Raw genomic sequence first — 22,175 nt, 5'->3', positions numbered from 1 at the left:
CCGAGCGCGCGCAGGCGACCGGCCGGGACGCTCTCGTGGAGGAAAGCACCCCGGCCGCGGCCGACATTATCGGCCAGCCAGCCCGGCTATGGCAAAAAAACTCGCGTCAGCTGTCGCGCAGCCGCCCGCTCAGGCCCGCACCACCGGCTCGGCTGCCGCGAAATGCTCCTCGCAATTGCGCAGGAACTGGCGCACGGAGGCACTGATGGCTTCCGGCGACCAGCCGGCGATGTGCGGCGTCAGGACCACATTGGGCAGGCCGATCAGGGCGGCCGGCGGCTTGGGCTCGCCTTCGTAGACATCCAGCCCGGCGCCGGCCAGGCGGCCGGCCGACAGGGCCGCGGCCAGGGCCTCGGTATCGACGATGCTGCCACGGCCGATGTTGACCAGGTAGCCCTTGGGACCGAGTTCTTCCAGCACGCGTGCATTGATGAGGTGATGGGTCTGGGCGCCGCCGGGCGCTGCCACGATCAGGCAGTCGGCCCAGCCGGCCAGTTGGGCCACGTCCGGGAAGTAGTGGAAATCGACGTCATCACGCTTCTTGCGGTTGCAATAAGCGATCTCGGCATCGAAGGCGGCAGCGCGGCGGGCGATCTTCTTGCCGATATTGCCCATGCCGACGATGCCTACCCGCTTGCCCGCCAGCTGCGGTTGCAGGGGGATGGTCTCGCGCCAGCCGCCGTCGCGGGTGTAGCGGTCCAGCACCGGGATGTTGCGCAGGATGGCCAGCAGCAGGCCCAGCGTATGGTCGGCCACGCAGTCCTCGTTGGTACCGGCACCGGTGGCGATCTCGATGCCATGCGCCTTGGCGTGGGCGGCATCGATGTTTTCAAAGCCGGCGCCCAGGGCACACACCAGCTGCAGATGCGGCAAGGCGCGCATTTCGTCGGCAGTCAGGCCGGTGGAGCCGTTGGTCAGCACCACCGCCACCTTTTTGGCCGGGCCGGCGATCATCGCGTCACGGCGCTGGCGATCCGGCGCGTAAAGGATGTCGTAGTGGGCGGCGATGGTGGCAGTGCTTTCTTCGGAAAGATGAATCAGGACGAGCAGAGGCGGTTTCATGAGGGGGACCTGGCCGGACGAGGAAAAGGAAGACGTGAAGGAAAATGCAATCAACGCCATTTTATTGCGAAACAGCAGAGTGAGCAGCCTGCCACTCATCAGCCGCTGCCGTCAGCATGCGAATTCCATGCCATCAGCGTCCAATCAATGCGAAGAAGCCCGATGCGCCAACAGGCGGATCGGGCTTCTTTAGTGGGAAACGGCGGTCAATGCCGCGCTGTCTGCTTCTCCAGCAGGTCATGCGCAGCCTGACGCGCGCCCTCCTCGGCCGCCTTTTCATCGGCGAAGGTCTGGTCCGGCAGCACGCGCTGCACCGGGAACACCGGATTGCGATGCATGGGATTGGTGGAATGGCCGAAGATGGCCACCTGGGCCACCCATTCGTCGCCGCCGATGAGGCGCACGCCAGCGTATTCCACTTCGTAATCGCCTACTTGTTCAGTGGGCATGATGGTCTCCTCTGCGGATGGGCCGATAGCCTGGGGTCTCAGGCCGCGCCGTCGCCGCTGCGTTGGTCCAGATGGGTGATGGCGTAGCCTTTCTCGCCGATCTGCATGAAGGCATCTTCCGGCTCCAGCGTGAAATGCCGCTTGCCGTCGCGCTCAAAGTCCACGTTTTGCTCGTGGAGCTGCCAGTCGGTATTGGTCACCTCTTCCGGCATCGGCTTTTCGTGGGGCAGGACGAGGTAGGAAAACAAACCGTCGCCGTCCGGGCGCTTGTACACATCGACTTTCATCTTGGGGCCTCCTGGTCGGGTTGAACATGGGCACTGCTTCAAGATGCGACTGAGGGTTCGGGCATTGGTTCGCCGCCGCGATGGACTGAACTGCACAAAGCGGGTTGCGCTGTCAGCCGGATCCGACAGGCGCATGGACAATCGAAGAATTCTTCATTTCACGATAGCACCAGCATGGCGCAGAAGCCAGCCGAGGGCGGACCGCGCGCCGATTCAGTCAGTTTGCCGACGCAGCCATGCCAGCGCGCCCGAGAGGCTGCGGAAGTCCGCCAGCGAACGGCAGGCCATCTGCGGATGGCGCTCGCGCAGCATGCGCGACAGTGCCGCGCCAGGCCCCAATTCCAACGCGACCGTCACGCCACGCTCAGCCATGGCATCCATGCAGCCGGCCCACTGGATGGGCGCGACCAACTGTCGCACCAGCAGTGTCCGCGCCTGCGCTGCATCGGCAATCGCCTGCCCGGTGACACCCGCCAGCAAGGCCGGACCGGGCGAGCGCAGCTGGAGTGCGGCAAGCTCTGCCGCAAACAAGTCCGTGGCCGCCTGCATCAATGGGGTGTGCGAGGCCAGCCCGACGGGCAGGGATGAAGTCCGCGCACCGGCGGCAGCAAGCTCATCCGCAGCGGCTTGCAGGGCCTTCCCGGTGCCACCGGCGATGAGCGTGTCTTCGCCAGTGACGATGGCCACGTAACCACCATGCCGCGCCAGGCATTCCTGCGCCACGGCAAGCGGCAGTCCACCAATGGCCATCAAGCCTTGTTCCGGTTGCACGCTGGCCGCCTCGGTCATCGCTGCAGCGCGTCGTGCAGCCAGCGCGACGGACTGCGCGGGATCGAGGACCCCGGCCACCGCATAGGCGGCCAGTTCGCCCACGCTGTAACCCGCCACCACCAAAGGCGCACCCGCGAAGGCTGACAACGGCTCCCGCAACGCTTGCCATGCGGCGAGTTGCGCCGCGACGATCAGCGGTTGGGCGTTGCGATTGGCGTACAGCTGCGCAGGATCGTTGAGCACCGTTTCCACCGGCGCTTGCAGATGCGACGACAGATCGCTTTGCGTCAGGAAAGCGCTGGCCACGGGATCCTCGCGCAGCAGATCGAACATGCCCGCATGCTGCGCGCCCTGCCCCGGACACAGGATAGCCAGGCGCAGACTCATAAGTTGCAAACCTCATGGACCAGGCAAGCCGCCGCCAGCAGATCGGCCGCGCCGCCCGGCGACAGGCGGCGGGTGACGAACTCGCGATGGCAGTCCAGCGCACGCGCTTCCCAATTGGCAAGCGCAGTACCGCCCGCCGCCAGGAAGGCCGCACTGCGACTGCGAACCAGGTCAGCGCCCTCGGCCCCGCCGCGATGGTAGACATTGGTATCGCTGAGATGCGCCATCAGCGCAAAGAGCGCATCGATACGGGCGTGATACAGATCGCGTCCGGTCGCCAGCGTGGCCTGCAATTGCGGCAAGGCCACCTCGAACACCGCCGGGAAGCCCAGCGCGCCCTCCTCTCGCGCCCCGCCCACGGCATGCTCGGCGGCCACGCGCTGGCCATGGCTGTGCTGGCCGCACGGCATCGCTGCCGCGCTATGGCGGGCCAGTGCATCGCCCCACTGGATCAGCAAGGTGGCGCGGATAGTGGCGGGTTGCAGGGGCATGTGACGGCCCCGCGCATATCCGATGGCCGCGCACAGCATGCCCAGCGCGAAGATCGCGCCGCGATGCGTGTTGATGCCGTTGGTGGCGCGCATCATGCGCTCTTCGGCACGAATCGCCAGAGTCTGCAGGGTGGGGAAAGACGCGCCGTCGAGGCCTGCGGCGGCGATCTGGAAAAAGTAATGGCGCAGCGCGAACAGACTGCGCAGGAAGGTCTCGGCCGTCATGTCGGTGTGACTGCCATTGTCCACGCGCGAGACCAGGCCCGGCTTGGGATAGAGCACCAGTTCCTGGTACAGGCTGCGCACCGCCAGGCGCGCCAGCTGGCGACAGAAGGCCTGGTTCTCGCGGGCGGCCCGGCGCTTCTGCGTGTGGTGCAGCGGCCGGGCCAGCGTATCGGGATGCTGCATCAGGCGGCGCACGTTTGCTCCTGCGGCAGGCTGGCTCGCAGTGCGCCCACGCGTTCGAGCGCTACGCTGGACGGCCGCTTGACCAGCACCTGGCCTTCGGGATGGCTGCCCAGCACCGCGACCTGTCGCCATTCCTTCCACGACACGGCGGCCCCGTCGGGAAACACGATTTCTCCATCCAGCGGCAGGAACATCGCCTGCCAGGCCAGCAGCCTTACGCCTGCTTCCAGCTGGGCCTGGCTGCGCGGCTGGAACAGCAGGTCGATGTCGGAACTGCTGCGCAGATAAACTTGCGCCGTCACCGCCTGCCAGGCCAGAGAACCGAATACGGAGAGAGCAATACCGGCGCGCTCCATGTGCTCCTGCAACTCCGCCAGCCCAGCCTGCCACGCGGCTGGCAGACCGGCCAGACGTGCAGCGACTATGTCGCGCAGCAGGAAAGGTGCGCGGCTTGACGCCACTTCATCGGCCCTGACCCGCAGCGCGATGCGCGGCTTGTTGCCCTGCGCATCGGGCGGCAAGGCGATGCCGACACAGATCTCTTCGTCCTTGGCCTCCACGTCGCGGCGACGCACGATCAGCGGCCAGCGCATGCGCTGCCAGCGCTGCAGCGTGGCCTGCTGGCGTGCATCACTGCCACCGGCCAGCAGGCGCGACCAACCCGCCTCGCTCAGCCAGAGCAGGTGATGACGCGAGTCGGCCAGAGCGAACGCGGACGGCATGCTCATCCGCTCAAGGGCGTATCGTTGGCGACCGCATCGATGACGCGTTGCGCCCACTTGCGCCCGCCCCGTTCGAGACCCGTGGCCGCACGGGTGTCGGCACTGCGGTCCTGGGACAGCGCATCGGCCAGCGCCTTGGCGGGGTCGCCATTCCAGATCTCGGCAACGCCGCCCATGCGCAAATAATTTTCAGGTCCGGGCGCAAACACCGGATTGCTCTTGGCCAGCTCGGTCAGCCGTTCTTCCGGCACCTTGGTAATGCGTGCCATCGCGGGCAGGCCCATGACGCGAATGGTCGCCTCCGGCAAGGCATAGCAGGCATCGGCGATCAGGCCGCTGGTGATGAAGCCGCCCGAAAGCGCCTGGTCATACACCAGGCCGACCACGCGATGGCCCTGGCGGCGCGCCAGTTCCACGCATTTGCCCAGATGCGCCATATAGCTGTTGATGCCCAGCATTTCATCGCGGTGGCGCAGGCGCTGGCCCTGGGTATCGACCAGGATCACGATGGGCCGGCCGGGATGTTCACGCACCGTCTGCAGGATCGCACTGGCCTGGGCCAAGGCAATCTCGATGCCGATGGGCGTATGCCCGGTGGTACCGACCACCGTGACGGTACGGCCATCCACCTGCGCCGTACCGGAGAGGAAGTGATCCTGCTCGGTGATCGCATGGCCTTGCGGGAACAGGTCCTGCGCCAGTGCGCGCCAGTCGACCTGGGGTTGAGTAACAGTCTGGTTCATGAATTCCTCTCAGGCCTTGGAGACGATGCGCAGGCGCTCGGCCATGGCGGTAAAGGCAGCGGCTTCCAGCATCGGTACCGTTTCCGGTCGGGCCACGCCCAGCTCGGCCCAGATATCCATCGGGTCCTCGGCATGGCCGAAAGTGGCGATGCGACGGCGCAGCATCTCCTGCTCGGCTTCCAGCCCGGCCAGCGTGAGCTTCGCGTCGCTGACGGCGGACAACGCGGCGATGGCTGCCGTGCGGAAGGCGTCAATGTCGTCGCTCACCAGTTGCTGGCCATCGCCGATCAGGTAGCGATGCTTGCCGCCGGTGGTACGCCAGACCAGGGCACGGTCGCGCGAATCGAATTCCTCGACGCCATTGGCAGTCTCGATCACTTCCGGACCGGACATGGCCAGCCGCCCTTCCTCGGACATGATGATGGTATTGGCACAGCGCGCCACAATGCCCATGCCGCCGAAACAGCCATTGGCGCCACCGATCAGCACGATCACCGGGATGCCAGCGGCACGGGCTTCCAGCACTGCACGCATCACTTCGGAGACGGCGATGAGCCCGGCATTGGCTTCATGCAGGCGCACGCCGCCGGTTTCCAGCAGCAGGATCACGCCTGCGGCCTGCCTGGCCATGGCGCGCTTGAGCAGGCCCACCAGCTTGGCACCATGCACCTCGCCCACGGCCCCGCCCATGAATCCGCCTTCCTGCGCGGCGGCCATCACGGCGCTTCCACCCAGCAGGCCTTCGCCGATGATGACGCCATCATCGAAGGAGACCGGTGCATCGAGCTGACCCAAATGGGGGCTGACTACGCGCTGCGCGGGCGGCAGCAGTTCCTTGAAGCTGCCGGCGTCGAGCACCGCCAGGATGCGCTCGCGCGCCGTGGCTTCCAGATAGCTCGCACTCATGCGCCCTCCTCCACCATGGCTTCCACGGCCTGGTCCAGGCGCAGGCTGACCACGGCCGGCGTGGCCCCCATGTCGTTGATGGAGATGCGGGTATCGGCCAGTTGCCAGCGTTGCTGGAAGTCGGTCATCACCGCTTCCCAGATGGTGCCGAAGCCGCGCGCAGCGGTCTTGACCTCGATGGCGCAGGCACCGTTGAGCGCCGCATGCTCGATCAGTACTTCCAGATTGCCCGAGCTGACCACGCCGACCAGTTCAGGCGTGGCCTTGAGGCGACGCTGGCCGTGCTCGAAGCGAAAAGTCAAAGTTTCCATAGTGTCGCTTTCATTGCGGGAAAATCACCAGTTGCGGAAGCGCTTGGGCGGGTTGTACAACCCGCCGGAGGCCCGCACCAGGTCCTTCATGTTCTTGGCCGCCAGCAGGTCGCGGGTGGCCATGCGCTTGTCGATGCCCAGGTCTTCGGCGCGGCGGATGATGCCACGGTCGCGCAGGTTTTCCACCATGCGCTTGTCGCGGCCCATGCCGACGGCCGTATAACCGGCCACGCCGCGGATGGCCTGCTCGCGCTCTTCTTCGGTACGGCACAGCAGCAGGTTGGCGATGCCCTCTTCAGTGAGGATGTGGGTGACATCGTCGCCATAGATCATCACGGGAGGAATCGGCATCTTGGCCTGCTCGCCCAGCTGCCACGCGTCCAGCTTCTCGACGAAGGCCGGCTGCATGTGCTCGCGGAATGTCTCCACCGTCTGCACCACCAGCTTCTGCCCGCGCGGAATGGTATTGCGTCCGGCGCGCGCCTGCTGGCCGGCCTTGAGCCAGGCTTCGCTGGCATGGCGGCGTCCGCGTGCATCCGCGCCCATGTTGGGGGCACCGCCAAACCCGGCGATGCGGCCCAGCGTGGCCGTGGAGGAATTGCCCTGCAAGTCGATCTGCAAGGTCGATCCGATGAACATGTCACAGCCATAGTGGCCGGCCGTCTGCGAGAAGGCGCGGTTGCTGCGCATGGAGCCATCGGGTCCGACGAAGAAGACATCGGGCCGTGCGCGAATGTAATCTTCCATGCCCAGCTCGGAGCCGAAGGAGTGCACGGATTCCACAAACCCGGCCTCGATGGCAGGAATGAGTGCAGGGTGCGGATTGAGTGCCCAGTGCTTGCAGATCTTGCCGCGCAGGCCCAGCGATTCGGCATAGGTGGGCAGGATCAGCTCGATGGCGGCGGTATCGAAACCGATGCCGTGATTCAAGCGCTGCACGCCGTATTCGGCATAGATGCCCTTGATGGCCATCATCGCCATGAGCACCTGGATCTCGGAAATCTGCGCCGGGTCGCGCGTGAAGAGCGGTTCGATGTAATGGGGCGTGGGGGCCTTGATGGCAAAGCTCACCCAGTCGGCCGGGATGTCCACGCGCGGCAGCTCATCGACGATTTCGTTCACCTGCGCAATGACGATGCCGCTGGAGAAGGCCGTCGCTTCGGCAATGGCGGGCGTATCTTCCGTATTGGGCCCGGTATAGAGATTGCCGTGGCGGTCGGCCGCCTGCGCCGCCACCAGCGCCACGCGCGGCGTCAGGTCGACGAAGTAGCGACCAAACAGCTCCAGGTAAGTATGGATGGCACCGATGTTGAGCTTGCCGGCCGAGGCCAGTTTGGCCAGGCGGCCGGCCTGCGGACCGGAGAAGGAAAAATCGAGCCGGTCGGCAATGCCCTTCTCGAACACGTCCAGATGTTCCGGCAAGGCCAGCACCGAGAACAGCATGTGCAAGCCGTTGACCCGCGCCGGATCGAGTGCCGCCAGGCCCTTGGCCAGGAAATCGGCCTGCTTCTGGTTGTTGCCCTCGACACAGACCCGGTCGCCGCTTTCCAGCACCGCATAGAGCAGCTCTGCCAGCTTGTCCGCAGGCGCGATCTTGCCCTGCAACTGGCTACCCAATGCGGCGGTGACGCGCGCCAGCCGCTGTTCACGGTTCTTCTGGCGCGCATTCCACACGCGTTCGCTACTACTCATTTACTTGGCTCCCATCAACAGATCAGGCAATACGGTCGCGATGCCCGGGAACATGCACAAGAGCAGGACCGCGAGAAACATCAGCGCCAGGAAAGGAATCGTACCCTTGATGACATCGCCTAGCGCGATATCGGGTGCGATGTTCTTGATCACGAACAGATTCAGCCCCACCGGCGGGTGAATCAGGCCCATCTCCATCACCACCGTCATGACGATGCCGAACCAGATCAGGTCGAAACCGGCGGCCTTGAGCGGCGGCAGGATGATGGGCGCGGTCATGAGGATGATCGACACCGGCGGCAGGAAGAAGCCCAGCACGATCACCATGCCCAGGATCACGGCCAGCAGCAGCCACTTCGACAAGTGCAGGTCGACCACCCATTGCGCCGCCGACTGGCTGATGTGCAGGTAGCTCATCACGTAGGAATACAGCAGCGACATGCCGATGATGAGCAGCAGCATCCCCGATTCCTTGATGGTGGAACTGAGGAAGGGCGCGATCTCTTTGGGCTTGTAGATGCGATAGACCACCGCGATCAGCACCAGCGCCAGCAGCGCGCCCAGGCCAGCAGTTTCGGAAGGTGTGGCCAGTCCGCCATAGAGAGCGACCATCACGCCGATCAGCAAGATCAGGAAAGGCAGCACGCGCGGCAGCATTTCCACTTTCTGGGCCAGCGTGAAATGTTCGTCATCCAGATAGGCCGACTTGGCCCCACCGGCGGTGTAGACGGCATGCGCCAGCTTGTATTCCTTGCGCGCCCGGAAGACCGCATAACCCGCAAACAGGATCACCAGCAGCACGCCCGGCCCGATACCGGCCAGGAACAGGCGTCCCAGCGACTGCTCGGCAGCCACGGCATACAGGATCATGGTGATGGACGGCGGCAACAGGATGCCCAGCGTGCCACCGGCGGCGATGATGCCCGCGGCAAACCCCGGTGAATAGCCGCGACGGCGCATCTCGGGAATGCCCGCCGAGCCGATGGCCGAGCAGGTCGCCGGCGATGAACCGGCCATGGCGGCAAAGAGCGCGCAGGCAAACACGTTGGCGATGCCCAGCCCGCCCGGCACCTTGTTCAACCAGGCGTGGATGGCCGAATACAAGTCCTTGCCCGCAGGAGATTTGCCGATGGCCGCCCCCTTCAGGATGAAGAGCGGAATCGACAGCAGCGTGATGGAAGCGATTTCTTCATAAACGTTTTGCGTGATGGTATCCAGCGACGATTCCGGCATGAAGAAATACATGAAACCGGTCGCCACCACGCCCAGCGCAAAGGCGATCGGCATGCCCGAACACATCACCAGGATGGTGACCACGCCATAGAGCACACCCAGGGTCAGCGGACTCATTGCGCACCTCCGGACGTTGCCGCAGGCACGGTGCCGGTGATGCGCGTGAGCACCTGCACCAGCAATTGCAGCGTCAGCATGCTCATGCCCAGCGCCATCAGGGAATACGGAATCCACAGCGGCGGCGCAAAGGTGGACGACGTGGTCTGCCCCTCCACCCAGGCTTCATGGAACAGCGTCCACGACTTCCAGGTGAAGAAGGCGCAGAACAGGAAGGACACCACATCCACGATGAACATGCGCACCTTGTTGGCCAGCGGCGAGAGCAAGCCGGCCAGCGCCTCGATGCCGATGTGCCCGCGCAGCGACTGCACATAAGCCGAGCACAGGAAGATCACGCCAACCAGCATGAAGACCGAGGCTTCATCCTGCCAGTCGGTCGGCTGATGGAAGAAGTAACGCACCACCACCGAATAGGTGAGGATGCAGGAGGTCACCAGCAGCGCAATCATTCCCAGGAACACGGCCACGCGGTGGTAGCCCTGCAGGAAGGCCGCCAGCCAGGCCACCGGGGCGCTGGCCGGCACGGCCGGGCGCGTGGCCGCCGCGCCGGGCATCTCGAAGCCGTGGCTCATACGGTCTTCTCCGCCAGGGCCAGCAGCTTGGCGCAGTTGGCATTGCGGGCCGCGAAGTCCTTCCAGGCGGTATTGCGGGCGATGTCCTGCCACTTCTTGACGACCTCGGCGTTGAGGTCAACCACCTTGGCACCGGCCTTCTGGTAGACCTGGGCCACGGCGATGTCGTCGGCCTGGGCAGCCTTGGTGGCGAACTGTTCCATGTCTGCACCGACGGACATGATGACGGCCTGCTGGTCCTTGGGCAGACGTTCGAACACGGCCTTGGACATCATCAGCGGCTCGAACATGTACCAGTAAGCCTTGTCGCGCCCGGTAGTGAGGGACTTGGCCACCTCCTCCAGGCGGAAGGACATGAAGGAAGTCGACGAAGTCATCGCCGCATCCATCGCGCCGGTCTGCATGGCGGCGTAGATCTCATTGGAAGGCAGGGTCACCACGGCGGCCCCCGCTTCCTTCAGGATCAGGTCCATCTCGCGCGAACCGCCGCGCACCTTCATGCCCTTGGCATCGGCCGGATCGACGATGGGCTTGCCGCGCGAGGCCACGCCGCCCGCCTGCCAGATCCAGCTGACGATGACCACGCCCTTCTCGCCCAGGATGCGGGCCAGTTCCTTGCCCACTTCGGCATTCTTCCAGGCGGCGCCCTGCTGGTAGGAGGTCACCAGGCCGGGCATGAGGCCGATGTTGGTTTCCGGGACTTCCCCGCCTGCATAGTTCAGCGGTACCAGCGACATGTCCAGTGCGCCCTTGCGCAGGGCGGAGAACTGGGCATTGGTCTTCATCAGCGACGAGCCGGGATAGATCTCGAACTTCAAGGCCCCTTTGGTCTTTTCGTTCACCTGCTGGGCGAACATGCGCACCAGGCGGTCACGGAAGTCGCCTTCTGTCAGGGTGCCACCGGGAAACTGGTGAGAAATCTTCAGGCTGGCCGTTTGCGCCCAGGCGGCGGGCAGGGCGGCGGCAAGCGGTGCAGCGGCCAGGGTGCCAAGGAAATGGCGACGGGTAAATGCGGTCATGCTGGTATCTCCTCCAGGAATTGATGGAACTACTGTGTTTTTATGCTCTCATCGTGTATACAATTTCAGGCGAAACGCATACATTGTCAAGCATTAATCCCGTGGAGGCTCTTCCCTTTACAATGCTTGTTTTAGAGGCAACACACCATGGACACGCCAAAGACCCGTTCTGAAACCCTGCGCGAATCGATTGAAGAGCTGATCGCCGTCGGCAAGCTGGCGCCGGGCCAGCATCTGGATGAAACCTCGCTGGCCGAGGAATTCGGTGTTTCGCGCACGCCCATCCGGGAGGCGCTGATCCAGCTGGCCTCGATGGGCATCGTCGAGATGCGGCCGCGCCGGGGGGCCATCGTGGCCGAGATCGGCCCGCAGCATTTGATCGAGATGTTTGAAGTGATGGCCGAATTCGAAGCCATGTGCGGCCGCCTGGCGGCGCGCCGCATGACGCCGGCCGAGCATGCCGAGCTGCTGGCGGCGCACCAGGCCTGCCAGGCGGCGCGCGATGCCAGCGATCCGGATGCCTATTTTTACCTGAACGAAGCCTTCCACGACCACATCTATGCCGGCAGCCACAATGGCTTCCTGGCCGAGCAGGCGCGCGCCCTGCACCGCCGCCTGCGGCCGTATCGCCGCCTGCAGTTGCGGGTGCGGGATCGTCTCAGGATGTCCTATGACGAACACCAGGCCGTGGTGGATGCCATCATCGCCGGCGACCCGGAACGCACCGTCGAGGTGCTGCGCCAGCACATCATGATCCAGGGACAGCGCTTTGCTGACCTGGTGGCATCCCTGCATCAGCTCAAGTCGGCCGCCTGATCGGCGTTACCGCATCGGCTACAGGCTGCGCTGGCTGACGAAATGCCGCTCGCTGCCATCGAGCGGATCGATGAAGAACAGGGAACGGGCCAGCAGTTTGAGGGGCTTGTCCAGATCATCGGCCACGCCCACGGGCACGGCGTGCGGATAGAACAGATCGTTGAGGATGGGAATGCCCAGCGAGGCCATGTGCACCCGCAACTGGTGACGCCGTCCGGTGACCGGTTCCAGCTGGTAGAGGCCGAATTTTCCCCGCTGCTCCAGCAGGGAAATGTGGGTTTCCGAATTGGGCGTACCTTCGGCCTCATGCATCTTGAAGAACTGTTCAGGGATCTCTTCCACCCGGCTGCGGTGCACCCGTGGCAACGCCAGATCCGCCCGCAGCGGGGCAATCGCTTCATAGACCTTGAACATGGACCGTTGCTGGAACATGGACTGATACTTGCCCCGGCTGGCAGGCTGATGCGAAAAGACGATCACCCCGGCCGTCTCCCGGTCCAGGCGGTGGATGGGGACCAGGTCCTGCAGGCCGGTGGCCTTCTTGAGCCGTACCAGCAGGGTTTCCTGCACGAAGCGGCCAGTCGGGATCACCGGCAGGAAATGCGGTTTATCGGCTACCAACAAATGGTCGTCCAGATGCAGAATCTTCTCTTCCACCGGAATGCGCGCTTCACCCTCGGGTAATTCGCGGTAGTAGAAAATGCAATCGCCGCTGCGATAGGGTGACTCCGGGCGCAATGCTTCACCCTGCTGGTTGCGCACCTCCCCCCGCAGCAGGCGCTCGCGCCAGATCGATTCGGGGACGGCCGTAAAGCGCTCGCCCAGGAAGGACAGCATGTCGCGCCAGGGCCCAGGTTGCAGCCACAGGTAGCTGGGCGACAAGCCCTCGCGCATGGGCAGGGTGGGCGTGGGCCTCATGCGCCCTCCGCGCTGGCAGGCTTCCTGCGCGCGGCGCGGCGGCGCCAGGCGGCCACGCTGGCATTGGCCTCCAGATGCGCCAGCAGCTTGCCTCGCTGTGCGTCGGTGAAGGGCAGGCTCTCAATCAGGGCCGGCCATTGCGTCATGGCGCGTTCCACCGTGTCCACCAGCACCGCCTGCAAGCGTGGCTCCGGTAGCCGCCACAGGTTGGCGAGCTGGCGCAGGATGGCGGGCGTGAGCAATTGCTTGCCCTTCTGTCCCGGTACGAAGGCCAGCGCATGGCCATCGCCACCCACGTAAGCGGCGTAGGCAACGATGTCATAGGCCGGCGACAGCGCGGCCTGCTGGGGCGTGTGGTACAGCAGGCTGAAATTCTTCAGGTGCGCATCGAAATTGCCGAGCAGCTCGTTGACCTTGATCCGCCGCAGCAATTCGTAGACATCCTCGGCACCGCGCGTACTGCGCTCCAACAGCACCACGCCGATGGCCGCATAGGTGCCGACATACTTGGCCGCCGGCGCGGTACCGGTGACCTGGGCGAAATCTTCCATGTGCAAGCGTCCGGTCGGCGTGGGTGCATCGCGATCAAAGCGCTGCACCAGCAGGAAACGGCTGGCGTCGTTGCGCAGGCCGAACGGCAGATGATCGCCGATGGCCGACAGCGGCTCCAGGCTGAACCGGCAAGTCTGCACGCCAGCGGCAGCGGCCAGGGTGAGCGAGGCAAACTCCACCTGCGGCATGTTGGAATAGTCGGTAGCCGGCAGCTTGGCGATGAAATGGCTGCCCTGGCTATCCTTGGAACGCATGACGTAGCGCCCCCCGCTCTCCCGCACCAGCGCCAGCTTGGGCTGCACGCCGGAGAGCGATTCCCCGCCGGGTACCGGCAACTGGCCGGAACTCATCTCGTAGCTGTCATGACCCTGCCCTAGCAGGCGGCCGAGACCGCGTTCATCCAGTTCTTCGGCCAGCGCCGAGACATCGCCGGGCAGATCGCGTCCGCAGTAGGCCAGCAGGCCAAATTCATCGTCCGGAGCGAGACCGGCGCGCTGGATCAGGTGTTTGCGCAACTGCCCTTCGGGCAGGAGATTCTGGAAGAAGGGAGGCAATCCGCCACGGCCATCCCCCCGGTTGGCCGCCAGCGTGGGATCGAGCAACTGGGCGCGGGTACGCTCTTCAGTGGAGGCCAGATAAAGCTGCGAGAGGACGGGACGATCGTCCCCCTGCAAGGCATAGGCGTCATCGAAACGGAAATAGCAGCGCCCGTCATCCAGGGCGAACAAGGAGCCGACCTCGGTCTGCCCGAGGCGGAGGCGCAGGGAACGCAGCATGCTCATGCCTCGCCTCCTTCGCCCATGAGCGCTTGCAGCCGCGCCCCCAGTTCGGTCTGGCTGCCAGCGCCTTGCGCCTCGGCGGCGCGCAGCGGCGCTGCTTGGCGCGGCAACAGCAGCAGGTCCAGCTCCAGCTCCTCGCACAGGGCCAGCAGCTTGACCAGTTCGATGTTGCCGCGCCCGGTTTCCAGCGCCAGCAAGGTGTTGCGGTGCATTCCGGCCAGCGCGGCCAGCGCGACAGCCGTCATCCCCCGTGCCTTACGCGCGGTGCGGATGCGGCGGCCGATGTCTTGCAGATTGGTCATCAGAAGATCCAATTAAATGGTTCTTTTTACATATAACCATTATATTAGACATCCGCACGAAATCAAGAATAATAGATTATGCATTTAATTAAACGAACAATATATTGTTCTTTTGAAGAATTGGCAGAGGCGGCGATCCGACGATGCGCACAAAAAAAATCGCAGTCCGGCGAGGACTGCGATTTCAAGAGGACGGTGTTCAGGCAGTGGTATTGACGTTGCGCCCGATGTTCGGGTTGGCCGGCAACGGCGGCAATGCCTGCAACAGGCCCACGGCAGCAGAAGCCTGGCTGTCGAGCGCTTTCTTCAGCATCAGTACGTTGACCGAATCCGAAGTCTTCGCCGCAGCCATGCTGGTGGCCAGTGATGCGATTTGATTGACATCCATGGTGCTCTCCTTTTGGGGGATACCGGGAAACAGGATGCGTCGCCCGGTGCCTTGATTACGGCATTGGACGCTGTTTCTTTACATCAATCAAGAAAAATTTCGAGATACTCACACGCGAACGTCGACTCGTATCAAGGTTGTTCGAGAACTTCCCATTAAAAATCGCAGCCAGCTAGCCATTTACCTGAACAGGTATAGCCTGCTACGATGTTTATCAATGAGAAACCACTCGAATGGATCGCGAGCAGCTACAAGGATCTGCTGGCATTGCCAGCGGAAGTCCGCCAACGTTTCGGCTTCGCATTGTCGCTGGCGCAAATGGGCGAGCGCTATGAAAAAACCAAGATATTGAACGGTTTCAGCGGTGCCGGCGTGCTGGAGATTCTGGAAGACCATATTGGCGACACCTTCCGGGCTGTCTACACCGTGAAGTTCGAAGAAGCCGTGTTCGTACTGCACTGCTTTCAGAAGAAAAGCAAAAGCGGAATAGCCACACCCCAGCCGGACATGGAAATCATCCGGACCAGACTCAAGATCGCTACTGCCAGAGCCGAGGAGCTACGTCATCATGCAAAAAACAATCGTTGAGGGAACCGACATCCTCCGCAGCAGCGGCAATGTCTTCGCCGATCTTGGTCTGCCGGATGCCGACAAGCTGCGCATCAAGACTGGTCTGGTCATCGAAATCCGCAAGGCGATGCGTTCACTGGGACTGAGTCAACAGGCGGCGGCGCAACGCATGGGGATTCCACAACCAAAAGTGTCGGGCATGATGCGCGGCGACTTCAGCAACCTGTCCGAGCGCAAGCTGATGGACTGTCTGACACGGCTGGGCTACGACATCGAGATCCAGGTGCGGCCTGCAGCCGCCTCCCTCGGATGCCTGACCTTGACCGTAGCCTGAAAAGCCCCCAAAGCCCGCACAAAAAAAATCGCACCCCGAAGGGTGCGATCAAGCGAACGCCAAGGCAGCAAGCCCTGGCCACCTAGACGATGGTATTGATGATGCGTCCAATGTTGACATTGGCCGGCAGGCGCGCCACAGTCGTCGCGACACCTACCACATCATCCACTGCCGCCTTGGCGACCTTGCCCAGATCGATGCCGACGGACTGCGCCGCCTTGTCGACCAGCCAGGCCGTTGCTGCACCGCTGGCGATAGTTGCTAGCTCCATATGAAACTCCTTGTCTGAAGTGCAACCGGACCATGGCGTCAGCCTGATCTCGCATGTTTCCACATCCCCCCACCATGGTTGATCAGGCTTTACGTCATGGGTAAATGTGTTAGCGGCAGGCAAGCAGACAGTCTTGACGGGAGTTGCCCAGTCCTTACCTGCTTTTGCATGTGTAAACCTCAAGTCGGAACAAGGTCCGCCGTAAGGTGCTCAGCGTGACGGCGCGGGCGGCAATGGCACCAGTTGCTCGTAGACCGAACTGGCAATGCGCGACAGTTCCGCGCGTGCAACGCCGCCCGACAGCGCATAACCGAACTGGCCATCGATCCAGTAGAAGACGTTGACCTTGCCTTCCTGAGCGAAGCGGAAGCCGGTCTCGCTGTTCTGCACCTGGTCGTGCGAGACATACAGGGTCAGCCGCTGTCCGGCCGCATCCTGATACATGAACTGCGCCACCGGACCGCTCTGCCCCGGCAGCAGCCGGCCACCGATCAGGTCGTACCCCAGCGGCGCCAGCTTGGGGGCGCGCACGTTCACGCCCAGCCGGCGCGACAGCCAGGTCACCAGGGCCTGTTCCTGATCGGCTCCGACTTCCACCGGCCGCCGCAAGTCGGCACTGAAGACGGTATGGGCCACCGCGGCCTGACGTGCCAGCATCACGGGCGCGGATGCCAGCGTGCGGGCGCGGCCGCCGCCGGTCAGGTCATGCGCCAGCCAGCCGCCCGCAGCCCCCGCCAGCGTGAGCAACAGCATGGCCGCATAACGCCACCAGAACGGTCCATTGGCCGCCCCCTCGCCAGCCTCATCGCGGCGGCGGTGCGGTTCGCCCGCCCCGGCCAGCACCGCTGCAGCCAGACGCGGCGGCAGGGGCTCTTCGAGGACCGGGTCGTAATGGGCATGCAAGGCGCGGTTCTGGGCGCGCCAGGCGCGCACGCGGTGCAGATCCCCGGCGTGTGCCGGGTCTTGCTCCAGCCAGGCGGCCATCTCGCTGGCACGCGCCGCCGGCAGCTGGCCGTCGGTGTAAGCGTGCAAATCTTCTTCGGGGAATGCCGGGGTCTTCATTTCACCACCTTCAGGGTCGCACCGGCTTCACCCTGCCCGCCGGGTCCCTCCATCCATTGCCGCAGACGCTCGCGGGCGCGCGACAGGCGGGACATCACGGTCCCGGTCGGAATGCCCAGCGTGGCCGCGACTTCTTCATAACGCATCTCTTCCAGCACCACCAGCAGCAGGACTTCCCGCTGCTCCGCCGGCAGCAGCTGCAGGGCCGCTTCCAGATCCAGGGCCAAGCCGTGTTCGGCCAGCGACGCCGGGGCCGCAGCGTCTGCCGCCTGCTCCAGGTCCACCGTGACCAGCGTCGGCTGGCGGCGCTGGTCGGCGTGCAGGTTGTGCATGATGGCAAACAGCCAGGGCCGCATGTCGCTGCCGCGTTGCCAGCTGTCGAGCTTCTGCCAGGCGCGCTCCAGGGTGTCCTGCACCAGGTCGTCGGCACTGTCGCGCCCGCCCGTCAGCGCGCGGGCGTACCGCCGCAGGCGCGGCAGGCAGGCGAGCATGGCTTGCTCGTCGGCCTGACGTTCCCGTTGCTGGCGCTGCAGCCTGGCGGTGCGTCCGAACATGGCGGGCCGGAGGGTCTGAAGGACGATCAGGGCTTGACGACGTGCCAGACGTCCTTGAAGTTGTCGCCGGTACGGTCACCCGGCTTCTTGTCGGGCTCGTACAGGTACAGCGGCTTGCCCTGGTAGGCCAGTTGGGCGCTGCCATCGTCGCGCGTCACCGTGGAATACGGCGCAGCCGGCATGCCCATCGGTGCGACCGGCGGCCACAGCTTGGCACAGGGGCCGTTGCAGACGCTCTTGCCGCTGTTGGCGGTGTCCTTGTCGAAGGTGTAGACGGTCATGCCGCTGGCGTCGACCAGGATGCCGTCCATGGTCTTGACACCGGCGCTCTGGGCCGAGGCGGTGAAAGAAACCGAGGCGCAGGCCAGCGCCAGCAGGGAAGTTGCGAGCAGTCTCATGATGTTTCCTTTTCGTGGTCGGGTTGCGCGATGTGCCATACCCATGCCGACGTATACGGAAGGCGGCCCTGCTTTATTCCCGCCGCCACAAAATATTTTTTGCTATCGGCTGACCGTCTCGCGCTGCATGGGTGCCAGCAGCGCCAGCAGGCGGTTCTGGGTGCGGGAGGGGATGCCATTCTTGTCCATGGCCAATTGCAGATCTTCCACCAGGGCATTGAAGTCGGCATTGCTCAGTTTGAGACCCTGGTGCACTTCGCGCATGGGATCCCCGGTGTAGATGCAACCACCGCCGCTGAGCTGGCAGAACTGCTCCACCAGCTTTTCCCTGACGCGCTTGACGCTGGAATTGTCGAAGGTATGGCGGATGCGGGCATCCGCCAGCATGTTGTCCATGAAATCCTGCACCACCCGCTCAATCACGGGCAAGCCGCCCAGTGCGCGAAACAGGCTGTCATCGGGCGTGGCCGGAGTCCGGGTCTGGGCCTGGGCCTGCGCCAGGCCGAGGGCACAGGCCAGGGCCAGTCCGAGCGCGGCTTGCTGCATTCTGAACTTGTTCATCGCGGCTCCCGTGCGCTCAGAAACCGGCCTGCAGCGACAGATAGACGCCGCGTTGCCGCTTGGGGTTGTAGACGGTGATGTCACCCAGCGCCACGTAGGCCAGGGTCATCGACAGGTTCTTGCTGGGGAACCAGGCCAGGAAGGCATCGTAATAATCCTTCTCATGGTCGGCCGCCAGGTTGCGCGGCTTCATGCGGTATTCCATACCCAGCGCCAGCTTGCGGTTGATCATGTAGGCCGCCGAAAACTCGCCCATGGCCTGGTAGCGGTCATTGAGGTCGCCGCCGAAACCGAGCAGTCCCATCTGGTTGGCCTTGGTCAGCCGCAGCGTACCGTTGAGCAGCAGGCTCTGCTCCAGCAGCAGCTTGGTGGCCGAGAGGTAATAGTCGATGCCGGCATCACTGGCCGCGCCAAGCTGCTTGACGCTGGTCACCGTGCCCAGCCCGCCGATGCCGTTGTTGTGCTTGAACATGGCACCGACGGCGATCTGGGGCAGCCAGCGGTCCTGATCATAGACGGCGTCACCGGCCAGCTTGAGCTTGATGCCCACGATGTCCTGCGTGATCTTGAGATCGGCCAACGGGGCCAAGCTGCCGTAGAACTCCTGCTTGGCCAGCGACAGTTCCAACCGGTCCAGTATCCCCACGGCCACGCCGTAGGATTTGAGCGTGTAGTCCTGGGTCGACAGATAGGTGTAATGGGCGTTGGCACCATAGCTGTCGCGCGTGCCATAGCCGGTGATGAGCGCCCAGGGCGTCAGACCACCGCCGCCGGCCCCCTCGACCTGGATCACGCCGCCGGTGGCGGTGAGCTTGCCGAGATCGGGCATCCAGCGTGTCTTGTCCTGATCGGCAGCGGGTTCGGGGGCAGTGGCTGCCGCGCCGGAACTGACGGGGCCCGGCGCGGCGCGCATGGCTTGGGCGGCTTTGCGCTGCTGGGCCTGCATCCAGGCCTCGCGGTCAGCATCGCTGAGCTGCGCCAACGCCGGCGCAGACAGTGTCGCCAGCAGCGCGAACGCGCCACTTTTGGTGATTTTCTTCATGCTGTCCCCTGCCCCCTCTTGGTGATTCTTTGCTGGCGCGACCCCTCGCGCCATCCTTCATATTGCGACGTTTTCCGACTGATCCAGCATCTCCGGCGCCCGCCATTGCTGCAGCCACTCCAGGAAGCGCTCCACCGGCATCGGCTTGCCCATGAAATACCCTTGTCCCTGGTCGCAGCCCATCTGTCGCAGCAGGAACCAGACCTCTTCGCTTTCCACCCCTTCGGCCACCACCCGCAAGCCCAGGTTGTGGCCCAGGTCCACGGTGGAGCGCACGATCTTGGCGTCATCCTGATCCTGCGCCATCTTCATGACGAAGGACTTGTCGATCTTCAGTTCATCCACCGGCAAGCGCTTGAGGTAGGCCAGCGAGGAATAGCCGGTACCGAAGTCATCGATGCTCAGGGCAAAGCCCATGGCGGCCAGCCGGTCCAGCGTGCTCTGGGCGCGCGCCGGATCATCCATGATGGCGCTCTCGGTGATTTCCAGGCAGAGCGCGGCGGGCGTGAGGCGATGGCGTTCGAGGATGGCCCCGAAGGCAGTCGGCAATTCCTGATCCAGCAGATCGCGCGTGGAGAGGTTGACCGAGAACTTCAGGCGCAGCCCCTGCGCCTGCAACCGGGCCGACAGCTCCGCCACCTTTTCCATCATCCAGATGGTCAGCATGCGGATGAAACCGGTGGTCTCGGCAAACGGAATGAAGTTATCCGGACCGATGAAGCCCTTCTCCGGATGCACCCAGCGCACCAGGGCTTCGCCGCCGACGACGGCACCCGTGGCCAGGTCCAGCTTGGGTTGGAGATAGAGCATGAATTCGTCGCGTTCCAGCGCACGGCGCAGTTCGGACAGCAGCGACAGGCTTTCCTGGCTGCTCTGGTCGATGGCCGGATCGTAGATCGTCACGCCATTGCCCTTGCGCTTGGCGGTATACATCGCGACCTCGGCCCGGCTGAGCAGCACTTCGCTGCTGTCACCGTGGGCCGGATAGCCGGCCACGCCGATGCCGGCCCCCAGGTCCACGGTCTGTTCCTGCAGCGACAAGGGCTGTTCCAGCGCACGCAGGATGTGTGCCGCCTGATCCAGCGCGCCAGCGAGATCGACGCCCGGCAGCAGGATGGCGAACTCATCCCCGCCCAGGCGCGCCACCTTGGCCCCCGGATACAGTAGCTGCGCGTCCAGGCGTGCCGCTACCTGGCGCAGCAGGTCGTCGCCGAAGCTGTGGCCGAGCACATCGTTGACCTGCTGGAAGCGGTCCAGGTCCATCATGAGGATGTGGCAGCTGCCTCCCGGCAGCGCCTGCGCCTGGCCAATCGCTTCGCGCAGCAGGTCGCCGAATTGCACCCGGTTGGGCAGGCCGGTCAATTGGTCCTGATACGCCAGCCGGCTGATCTTGAGTTCGCGGCTGGCGATTTCCGAGCGCATGGTTTCGAAGGCCGCACCCAGACGGCCGATTTCATCCTGCCGGCGAATGTAGAGCCCTTCGCTGTAATCGCCCTCCCCCAGCCGCTTGGCCACAGTGGCCAGGTCACGCAGGGGACTGGTGATGCGGCGCGCCATCACGGCGCTGGCGACCGCCGCACCGAGCACGCCCAGCACGGTGATGCTGAGCAAGATCAGTTGCAGACGCTGATATGGAGCCACCGCCTCGCTCACCGAGCGCTGCAATACGGCCACCGCTTCCTGGCCATTGCTGGCGCGTGCCAGCGGCAGCACGCGGGCACGATACTGGTTGCCGTCGATCTGCAGGTCGGTGGCACCCGCCTGGCCCATCTGCGGGCTGCTGGCCTCCTTGGCCATCATCTGCGCTTCTGCCTTGGGCAGGGTCGATACATCGGCCGTCCAGCCCGCGCTGCCACGCTGGCGCACCAGGATGGAGACCTGCAGTTGCGACAGCGCACGCATGTCGTTGACCAGGTCGCGGTCCACGGGGAAGCCCATCACCACCCACGCGATGGTGACCGGAGCCTTGATCGGCACCGCCACGATCTGGAACAGGTTGTCGCCGACCACGGCACTCTCGGCCGCACCATTGCCGTTGCCGGCCTTGCGTACCAGTTCCAGGCTGCTGCGCTGCAGGTCGGTATCGGGATATTCGAGGGTGGACGCGTGGATGAGGCCATCGGTGCCGACCAGCATGCCCATGGTGGCACCGATGCGCGCCCCGTGGTTGGCCAGTACCGAGGCGATGGTGTCGCGGTCATCGGTGCCGATGGCCTGCCGGAAGCCGAAATCGGAGGCCAGCAGACGTGCGCCCTGGGTCAGCTTCTGGGCATTCTGGTCCAGCAGGCGCGTGAAGACGCGCTCGCCAATGATCAGCTCCTCGCTGATGGCGCTGCGCGCATTGCGATCAATGGCGGTACGGATCGCCACGAAGCCGGCCAGTTGCACCACCACGATGAGGATGATGAACAGCGCGACGATCTTGCTTTCCAGACGGTAAAGACGCACCCCGGCC

27 protein-coding genes are annotated in these 22,175 nt (G+C 64.3%); 3 read left to right on the top strand and 24 right to left on the bottom strand.

Going from position 1 to position 22,175, the window contains the following annotated elements; translation table 11 throughout:
* Positions 1 to 129: 129 nt before the first annotated feature.
* The 13 genes from ACWHXP_RS06355 to dctP all read right to left on the bottom strand — a co-directional run bounded on the left by ACWHXP_RS06355 (position 130) and on the right by dctP (position 11,173).
* Positions 130 to 1,062, bottom strand: coding sequence for a 2-hydroxyacid dehydrogenase (locus ACWHXP_RS06355; protein WP_121042316.1), 933 nt, complete (start codon positions 1,060 to 1,062; stop codon positions 130 to 132).
* 206 nt (positions 1,063 to 1,268) lie between these two features.
* Complete coding sequence (locus ACWHXP_RS06350; RefSeq protein WP_034334153.1) at positions 1,269 to 1,511, bottom strand: hypothetical protein; 243 nt, start codon at positions 1,509 to 1,511, stop codon at positions 1,269 to 1,271.
* A gap of 38 nt (positions 1,512 to 1,549) precedes the next feature.
* Positions 1,550 to 1,798 (bottom strand): DUF6139 family protein, encoded by a 249-nt coding sequence (locus tag ACWHXP_RS06345; RefSeq protein ID WP_039785709.1) that lies wholly within the window; start codon positions 1,796 to 1,798, stop codon positions 1,550 to 1,552.
* Between the two features lie 213 nt (positions 1,799 to 2,011).
* Positions 2,012 to 2,956 (bottom strand): ACP S-malonyltransferase, encoded by a 945-nt coding sequence (locus ACWHXP_RS06340; protein WP_134135848.1) that lies wholly within the window; start codon positions 2,954 to 2,956, stop codon positions 2,012 to 2,014.
* Complete coding sequence (gene mdcB, locus ACWHXP_RS06335) at positions 2,953 to 3,867, bottom strand: triphosphoribosyl-dephospho-CoA synthase MdcB (protein ID WP_489634218.1); 915 nt, start codon at positions 3,865 to 3,867, stop codon at positions 2,953 to 2,955. Before mdcB ends, ACWHXP_RS06340 begins: the two co-directional genes overlap by 4 nt.
* Positions 3,855 to 4,577 (bottom strand): malonate decarboxylase holo-[acyl-carrier-protein] synthase, encoded by a 723-nt coding sequence (gene mdcG, locus ACWHXP_RS06330; RefSeq protein ID WP_489634219.1) that lies wholly within the window; start codon positions 4,575 to 4,577, stop codon positions 3,855 to 3,857. The genes mdcB and mdcG overlap by 13 nt, the downstream gene beginning before the upstream one ends.
* 2 nt (positions 4,578 to 4,579) lie before the next feature.
* Positions 4,580 to 5,320, bottom strand: coding sequence for a biotin-independent malonate decarboxylase subunit gamma (gene mdcE / locus ACWHXP_RS06325; RefSeq protein ID WP_489634220.1), 741 nt, complete (start codon positions 5,318 to 5,320; stop codon positions 4,580 to 4,582).
* A gap of 9 nt (positions 5,321 to 5,329) precedes the next feature.
* Positions 5,330 to 6,226 carry a biotin-independent malonate decarboxylase subunit beta gene (locus ACWHXP_RS06320; RefSeq protein WP_489634221.1) on the bottom strand — a complete coding sequence of 299 codons (897 nt, stop codon included), beginning with the start codon at positions 6,224 to 6,226 and terminating at the stop codon, positions 5,330 to 5,332.
* Positions 6,223 to 6,537: a malonate decarboxylase acyl carrier protein gene (gene mdcC / locus ACWHXP_RS06315; RefSeq protein ID WP_121041600.1), complete on the bottom strand. Its 315-nt coding sequence runs from the start codon at positions 6,535 to 6,537 to the stop codon at positions 6,223 to 6,225. Before mdcC ends, ACWHXP_RS06320 begins: the two co-directional genes overlap by 4 nt.
* 24 nt (positions 6,538 to 6,561) lie before the next feature.
* Positions 6,562 to 8,229, bottom strand: coding sequence for a malonate decarboxylase subunit alpha (gene mdcA, locus ACWHXP_RS06310; protein WP_489634222.1), 1,668 nt, complete (start codon positions 8,227 to 8,229; stop codon positions 6,562 to 6,564).
* Positions 8,230 to 9,579 carry a TRAP transporter large permease gene (locus ACWHXP_RS06305; RefSeq protein ID WP_121041604.1) on the bottom strand — a complete coding sequence of 450 codons (1,350 nt, stop codon included), beginning with the start codon at positions 9,577 to 9,579 and terminating at the stop codon, positions 8,230 to 8,232. It lies immediately after the preceding gene.
* On the bottom strand, positions 9,576 to 10,154 hold the full coding sequence (locus tag ACWHXP_RS06300) for a TRAP transporter small permease (protein ID WP_134135853.1): 579 nt from the start codon (positions 10,152 to 10,154) through the stop codon (positions 9,576 to 9,578). Before ACWHXP_RS06300 ends, ACWHXP_RS06305 begins: the two co-directional genes overlap by 4 nt.
* On the bottom strand, positions 10,151 to 11,173 hold the full coding sequence (gene dctP, locus ACWHXP_RS06295; protein ID WP_489634223.1) for a TRAP transporter substrate-binding protein DctP: 1,023 nt from the start codon (positions 11,171 to 11,173) through the stop codon (positions 10,151 to 10,153). Before dctP ends, ACWHXP_RS06300 begins: the two co-directional genes overlap by 4 nt.
* A gap of 147 nt (positions 11,174 to 11,320) precedes the next feature.
* On the opposite strand from dctP, the gene ACWHXP_RS06290 reads away from it, so the two are divergent.
* Complete coding sequence (locus tag ACWHXP_RS06290; protein WP_489634224.1) at positions 11,321 to 11,989, top strand: GntR family transcriptional regulator; 669 nt, start codon at positions 11,321 to 11,323, stop codon at positions 11,987 to 11,989.
* Positions 11,990 to 12,007: 18 nt separating this feature from the next.
* Here the strand turns inward: ACWHXP_RS06290 and ACWHXP_RS06285 are convergent, their stop codons facing one another.
* The 4 genes from ACWHXP_RS06285 to ACWHXP_RS06270 form a co-directional block, all read right to left on the bottom strand.
* Positions 12,008 to 12,907 carry a pseudouridine synthase gene (locus ACWHXP_RS06285; protein ID WP_489623065.1) on the bottom strand — a complete coding sequence of 300 codons (900 nt, stop codon included), beginning with the start codon at positions 12,905 to 12,907 and terminating at the stop codon, positions 12,008 to 12,010.
* Complete coding sequence (locus ACWHXP_RS06280; RefSeq protein ID WP_489623066.1) at positions 12,904 to 14,241, bottom strand: type II toxin-antitoxin system HipA family toxin; 1,338 nt, start codon at positions 14,239 to 14,241, stop codon at positions 12,904 to 12,906. The genes ACWHXP_RS06285 and ACWHXP_RS06280 overlap by 4 nt, the downstream gene beginning before the upstream one ends.
* Positions 14,238 to 14,540 carry a helix-turn-helix transcriptional regulator gene (locus ACWHXP_RS06275; RefSeq protein ID WP_489623067.1) on the bottom strand — a complete coding sequence of 101 codons (303 nt, stop codon included), beginning with the start codon at positions 14,538 to 14,540 and terminating at the stop codon, positions 14,238 to 14,240. The genes ACWHXP_RS06280 and ACWHXP_RS06275 overlap by 4 nt, the downstream gene beginning before the upstream one ends.
* Before the next feature lie 199 nt (positions 14,541 to 14,739).
* Positions 14,740 to 14,928, bottom strand: a complete 189-nt coding sequence (locus ACWHXP_RS06270) for a YjfB family protein (protein WP_039785682.1) — start codon at positions 14,926 to 14,928, stop codon at positions 14,740 to 14,742.
* Positions 14,929 to 15,135: 207 nt separating this feature from the next.
* Between ACWHXP_RS06270 and ACWHXP_RS06265 the strand changes: the two genes are divergently transcribed.
* Both ACWHXP_RS06265 and ACWHXP_RS06260 read left to right on the top strand, forming a co-directional pair.
* Positions 15,136 to 15,516: a type II toxin-antitoxin system RelE/ParE family toxin gene (locus ACWHXP_RS06265; protein ID WP_489623068.1), complete on the top strand. Its 381-nt coding sequence runs from the start codon at positions 15,136 to 15,138 to the stop codon at positions 15,514 to 15,516.
* The gene (locus ACWHXP_RS06260; protein ID WP_489623069.1) at positions 15,497 to 15,832 is read left to right on the top strand and encodes a helix-turn-helix domain-containing protein; all 336 of its coding nucleotides are present in this window, start codon (positions 15,497 to 15,499) and stop codon (positions 15,830 to 15,832) included. The genes ACWHXP_RS06265 and ACWHXP_RS06260 overlap by 20 nt, the downstream gene beginning before the upstream one ends.
* An 82-nt stretch (positions 15,833 to 15,914) precedes the next feature.
* Here the strand turns inward: ACWHXP_RS06260 and ACWHXP_RS06255 are convergent, their stop codons facing one another.
* The 7 genes from ACWHXP_RS06255 to ACWHXP_RS06225 form a co-directional block, all read right to left on the bottom strand.
* Entirely contained in the window at positions 15,915 to 16,103 is a 189-nt protein-coding gene (locus ACWHXP_RS06255) for a hypothetical protein (RefSeq protein WP_034331488.1), read from the bottom strand.
* A 210-nt stretch (positions 16,104 to 16,313) separates the two neighbouring features.
* Entirely contained in the window at positions 16,314 to 17,165 is an 852-nt protein-coding gene (locus ACWHXP_RS06250) for an anti-sigma factor family protein (RefSeq protein WP_134222659.1), read from the bottom strand.
* Positions 17,162 to 17,719: an RNA polymerase sigma factor gene (locus tag ACWHXP_RS06245; RefSeq protein WP_051156335.1), complete on the bottom strand. Its 558-nt coding sequence runs from the start codon at positions 17,717 to 17,719 to the stop codon at positions 17,162 to 17,164. Before ACWHXP_RS06245 ends, ACWHXP_RS06250 begins: the two co-directional genes overlap by 4 nt.
* Before the next feature lie 26 nt (positions 17,720 to 17,745).
* Positions 17,746 to 18,117 (bottom strand): COG4315 family predicted lipoprotein, encoded by a 372-nt coding sequence (locus ACWHXP_RS06240; protein WP_134222660.1) that lies wholly within the window; start codon positions 18,115 to 18,117, stop codon positions 17,746 to 17,748.
* A gap of 102 nt (positions 18,118 to 18,219) precedes the next feature.
* The gene (locus tag ACWHXP_RS06235) at positions 18,220 to 18,678 is read right to left on the bottom strand and encodes a group I truncated hemoglobin (RefSeq protein WP_489634225.1); all 459 of its coding nucleotides are present in this window, start codon (positions 18,676 to 18,678) and stop codon (positions 18,220 to 18,222) included.
* Positions 18,679 to 18,694: 16 nt separating this feature from the next.
* Positions 18,695 to 19,720, bottom strand: a complete 1,026-nt coding sequence (locus tag ACWHXP_RS06230; RefSeq protein WP_489623071.1) for a DUF3034 family protein — start codon at positions 19,718 to 19,720, stop codon at positions 18,695 to 18,697.
* Between the two features lie 57 nt (positions 19,721 to 19,777).
* The gene (locus tag ACWHXP_RS06225) at positions 19,778 to 22,168 is read right to left on the bottom strand and encodes a putative bifunctional diguanylate cyclase/phosphodiesterase (RefSeq protein WP_489634226.1); all 2,391 of its coding nucleotides are present in this window, start codon (positions 22,166 to 22,168) and stop codon (positions 19,778 to 19,780) included.
* Between the last annotated feature and the right edge of the window lie 7 nt (positions 22,169 to 22,175).

This window comes from Herbaspirillum sp. Her2, assembly GCF_057961375.1.
Note: the sequence above shows the minus strand (reverse complement) of the source record. Positions and strands in the feature narration are given on the sequence as shown.

Bases quoted from the DNA above. Each gene is read 5' to 3' on its own strand.
- ACWHXP_RS06355 (WP_121042316.1), bottom strand. From the start codon at position 1,062: ATGAAACCGCCTCTGCTCGTCCTGATTCATCTTTCCGAAGAAAGCACT.
- ACWHXP_RS06350 (WP_034334153.1), bottom strand. From the start codon at position 1,511: ATGCCCACTGAACAAGTAGGCGATTACGAAGTGGAATACGCTGGCGTG.
- ACWHXP_RS06345 (WP_039785709.1), bottom strand. From the start codon at position 1,798: ATGAAAGTCGATGTGTACAAGCGCCCGGACGGCGACGGTTTGTTTTCC.
- ACWHXP_RS06340 (WP_134135848.1), bottom strand. From the start codon at position 2,956: ATGAGTCTGCGCCTGGCTATCCTGTGTCCGGGGCAGGGCGCGCAGCAT.
- mdcG (WP_489634219.1), bottom strand. From the start codon at position 4,577: ATGCCGTCCGCGTTCGCTCTGGCCGACTCGCGTCATCACCTGCTCTGG.
- mdcE (WP_489634220.1), bottom strand. From the start codon at position 5,320: ATGAACCAGACTGTTACTCAACCCCAGGTCGACTGGCGCGCACTGGCG.
- ACWHXP_RS06320 (WP_489634221.1), bottom strand. From the start codon at position 6,226: ATGAGTGCGAGCTATCTGGAAGCCACGGCGCGCGAGCGCATCCTGGCG.
- mdcC (WP_121041600.1), bottom strand. From the start codon at position 6,537: ATGGAAACTTTGACTTTTCGCTTCGAGCACGGCCAGCGTCGCCTCAAG.
- mdcA (WP_489634222.1), bottom strand. From the start codon at position 8,229: ATGAGTAGTAGCGAACGCGTGTGGAATGCGCGCCAGAAGAACCGTGAA.
- ACWHXP_RS06305 (WP_121041604.1), bottom strand. From the start codon at position 9,579: ATGAGTCCGCTGACCCTGGGTGTGCTCTATGGCGTGGTCACCATCCTG.
- ACWHXP_RS06300 (WP_134135853.1), bottom strand. From the start codon at position 10,154: ATGAGCCACGGCTTCGAGATGCCCGGCGCGGCGGCCACGCGCCCGGCC.
- dctP (WP_489634223.1), bottom strand. From the start codon at position 11,173: ATGACCGCATTTACCCGTCGCCATTTCCTTGGCACCCTGGCCGCTGCA.
- ACWHXP_RS06290 (WP_489634224.1), top strand. From the start codon at position 11,321: ATGGACACGCCAAAGACCCGTTCTGAAACCCTGCGCGAATCGATTGAA.
- ACWHXP_RS06285 (WP_489623065.1), bottom strand. From the start codon at position 12,907: ATGAGGCCCACGCCCACCCTGCCCATGCGCGAGGGCTTGTCGCCCAGC.
- ACWHXP_RS06280 (WP_489623066.1), bottom strand. From the start codon at position 14,241: ATGAGCATGCTGCGTTCCCTGCGCCTCCGCCTCGGGCAGACCGAGGTC.
- ACWHXP_RS06275 (WP_489623067.1), bottom strand. From the start codon at position 14,540: ATGACCAATCTGCAAGACATCGGCCGCCGCATCCGCACCGCGCGTAAG.
- ACWHXP_RS06270 (WP_039785682.1), bottom strand. From the start codon at position 14,928: ATGGATGTCAATCAAATCGCATCACTGGCCACCAGCATGGCTGCGGCG.
- ACWHXP_RS06265 (WP_489623068.1), top strand. From the start codon at position 15,136: ATGTTTATCAATGAGAAACCACTCGAATGGATCGCGAGCAGCTACAAG.
- ACWHXP_RS06260 (WP_489623069.1), top strand. From the start codon at position 15,497: ATGCAAAAAACAATCGTTGAGGGAACCGACATCCTCCGCAGCAGCGGC.
- ACWHXP_RS06255 (WP_034331488.1), bottom strand. From the start codon at position 16,103: ATGGAGCTAGCAACTATCGCCAGCGGTGCAGCAACGGCCTGGCTGGTC.
- ACWHXP_RS06250 (WP_134222659.1), bottom strand. From the start codon at position 17,165: ATGAAGACCCCGGCATTCCCCGAAGAAGATTTGCACGCTTACACCGAC.
- ACWHXP_RS06245 (WP_051156335.1), bottom strand. From the start codon at position 17,719: ATGTTCGGACGCACCGCCAGGCTGCAGCGCCAGCAACGGGAACGTCAG.
- ACWHXP_RS06240 (WP_134222660.1), bottom strand. From the start codon at position 18,117: ATGAGACTGCTCGCAACTTCCCTGCTGGCGCTGGCCTGCGCCTCGGTT.
- ACWHXP_RS06235 (WP_489634225.1), bottom strand. From the start codon at position 18,678: ATGAACAAGTTCAGAATGCAGCAAGCCGCGCTCGGACTGGCCCTGGCC.
- ACWHXP_RS06230 (WP_489623071.1), bottom strand. From the start codon at position 19,720: ATGAAGAAAATCACCAAAAGTGGCGCGTTCGCGCTGCTGGCGACACTG.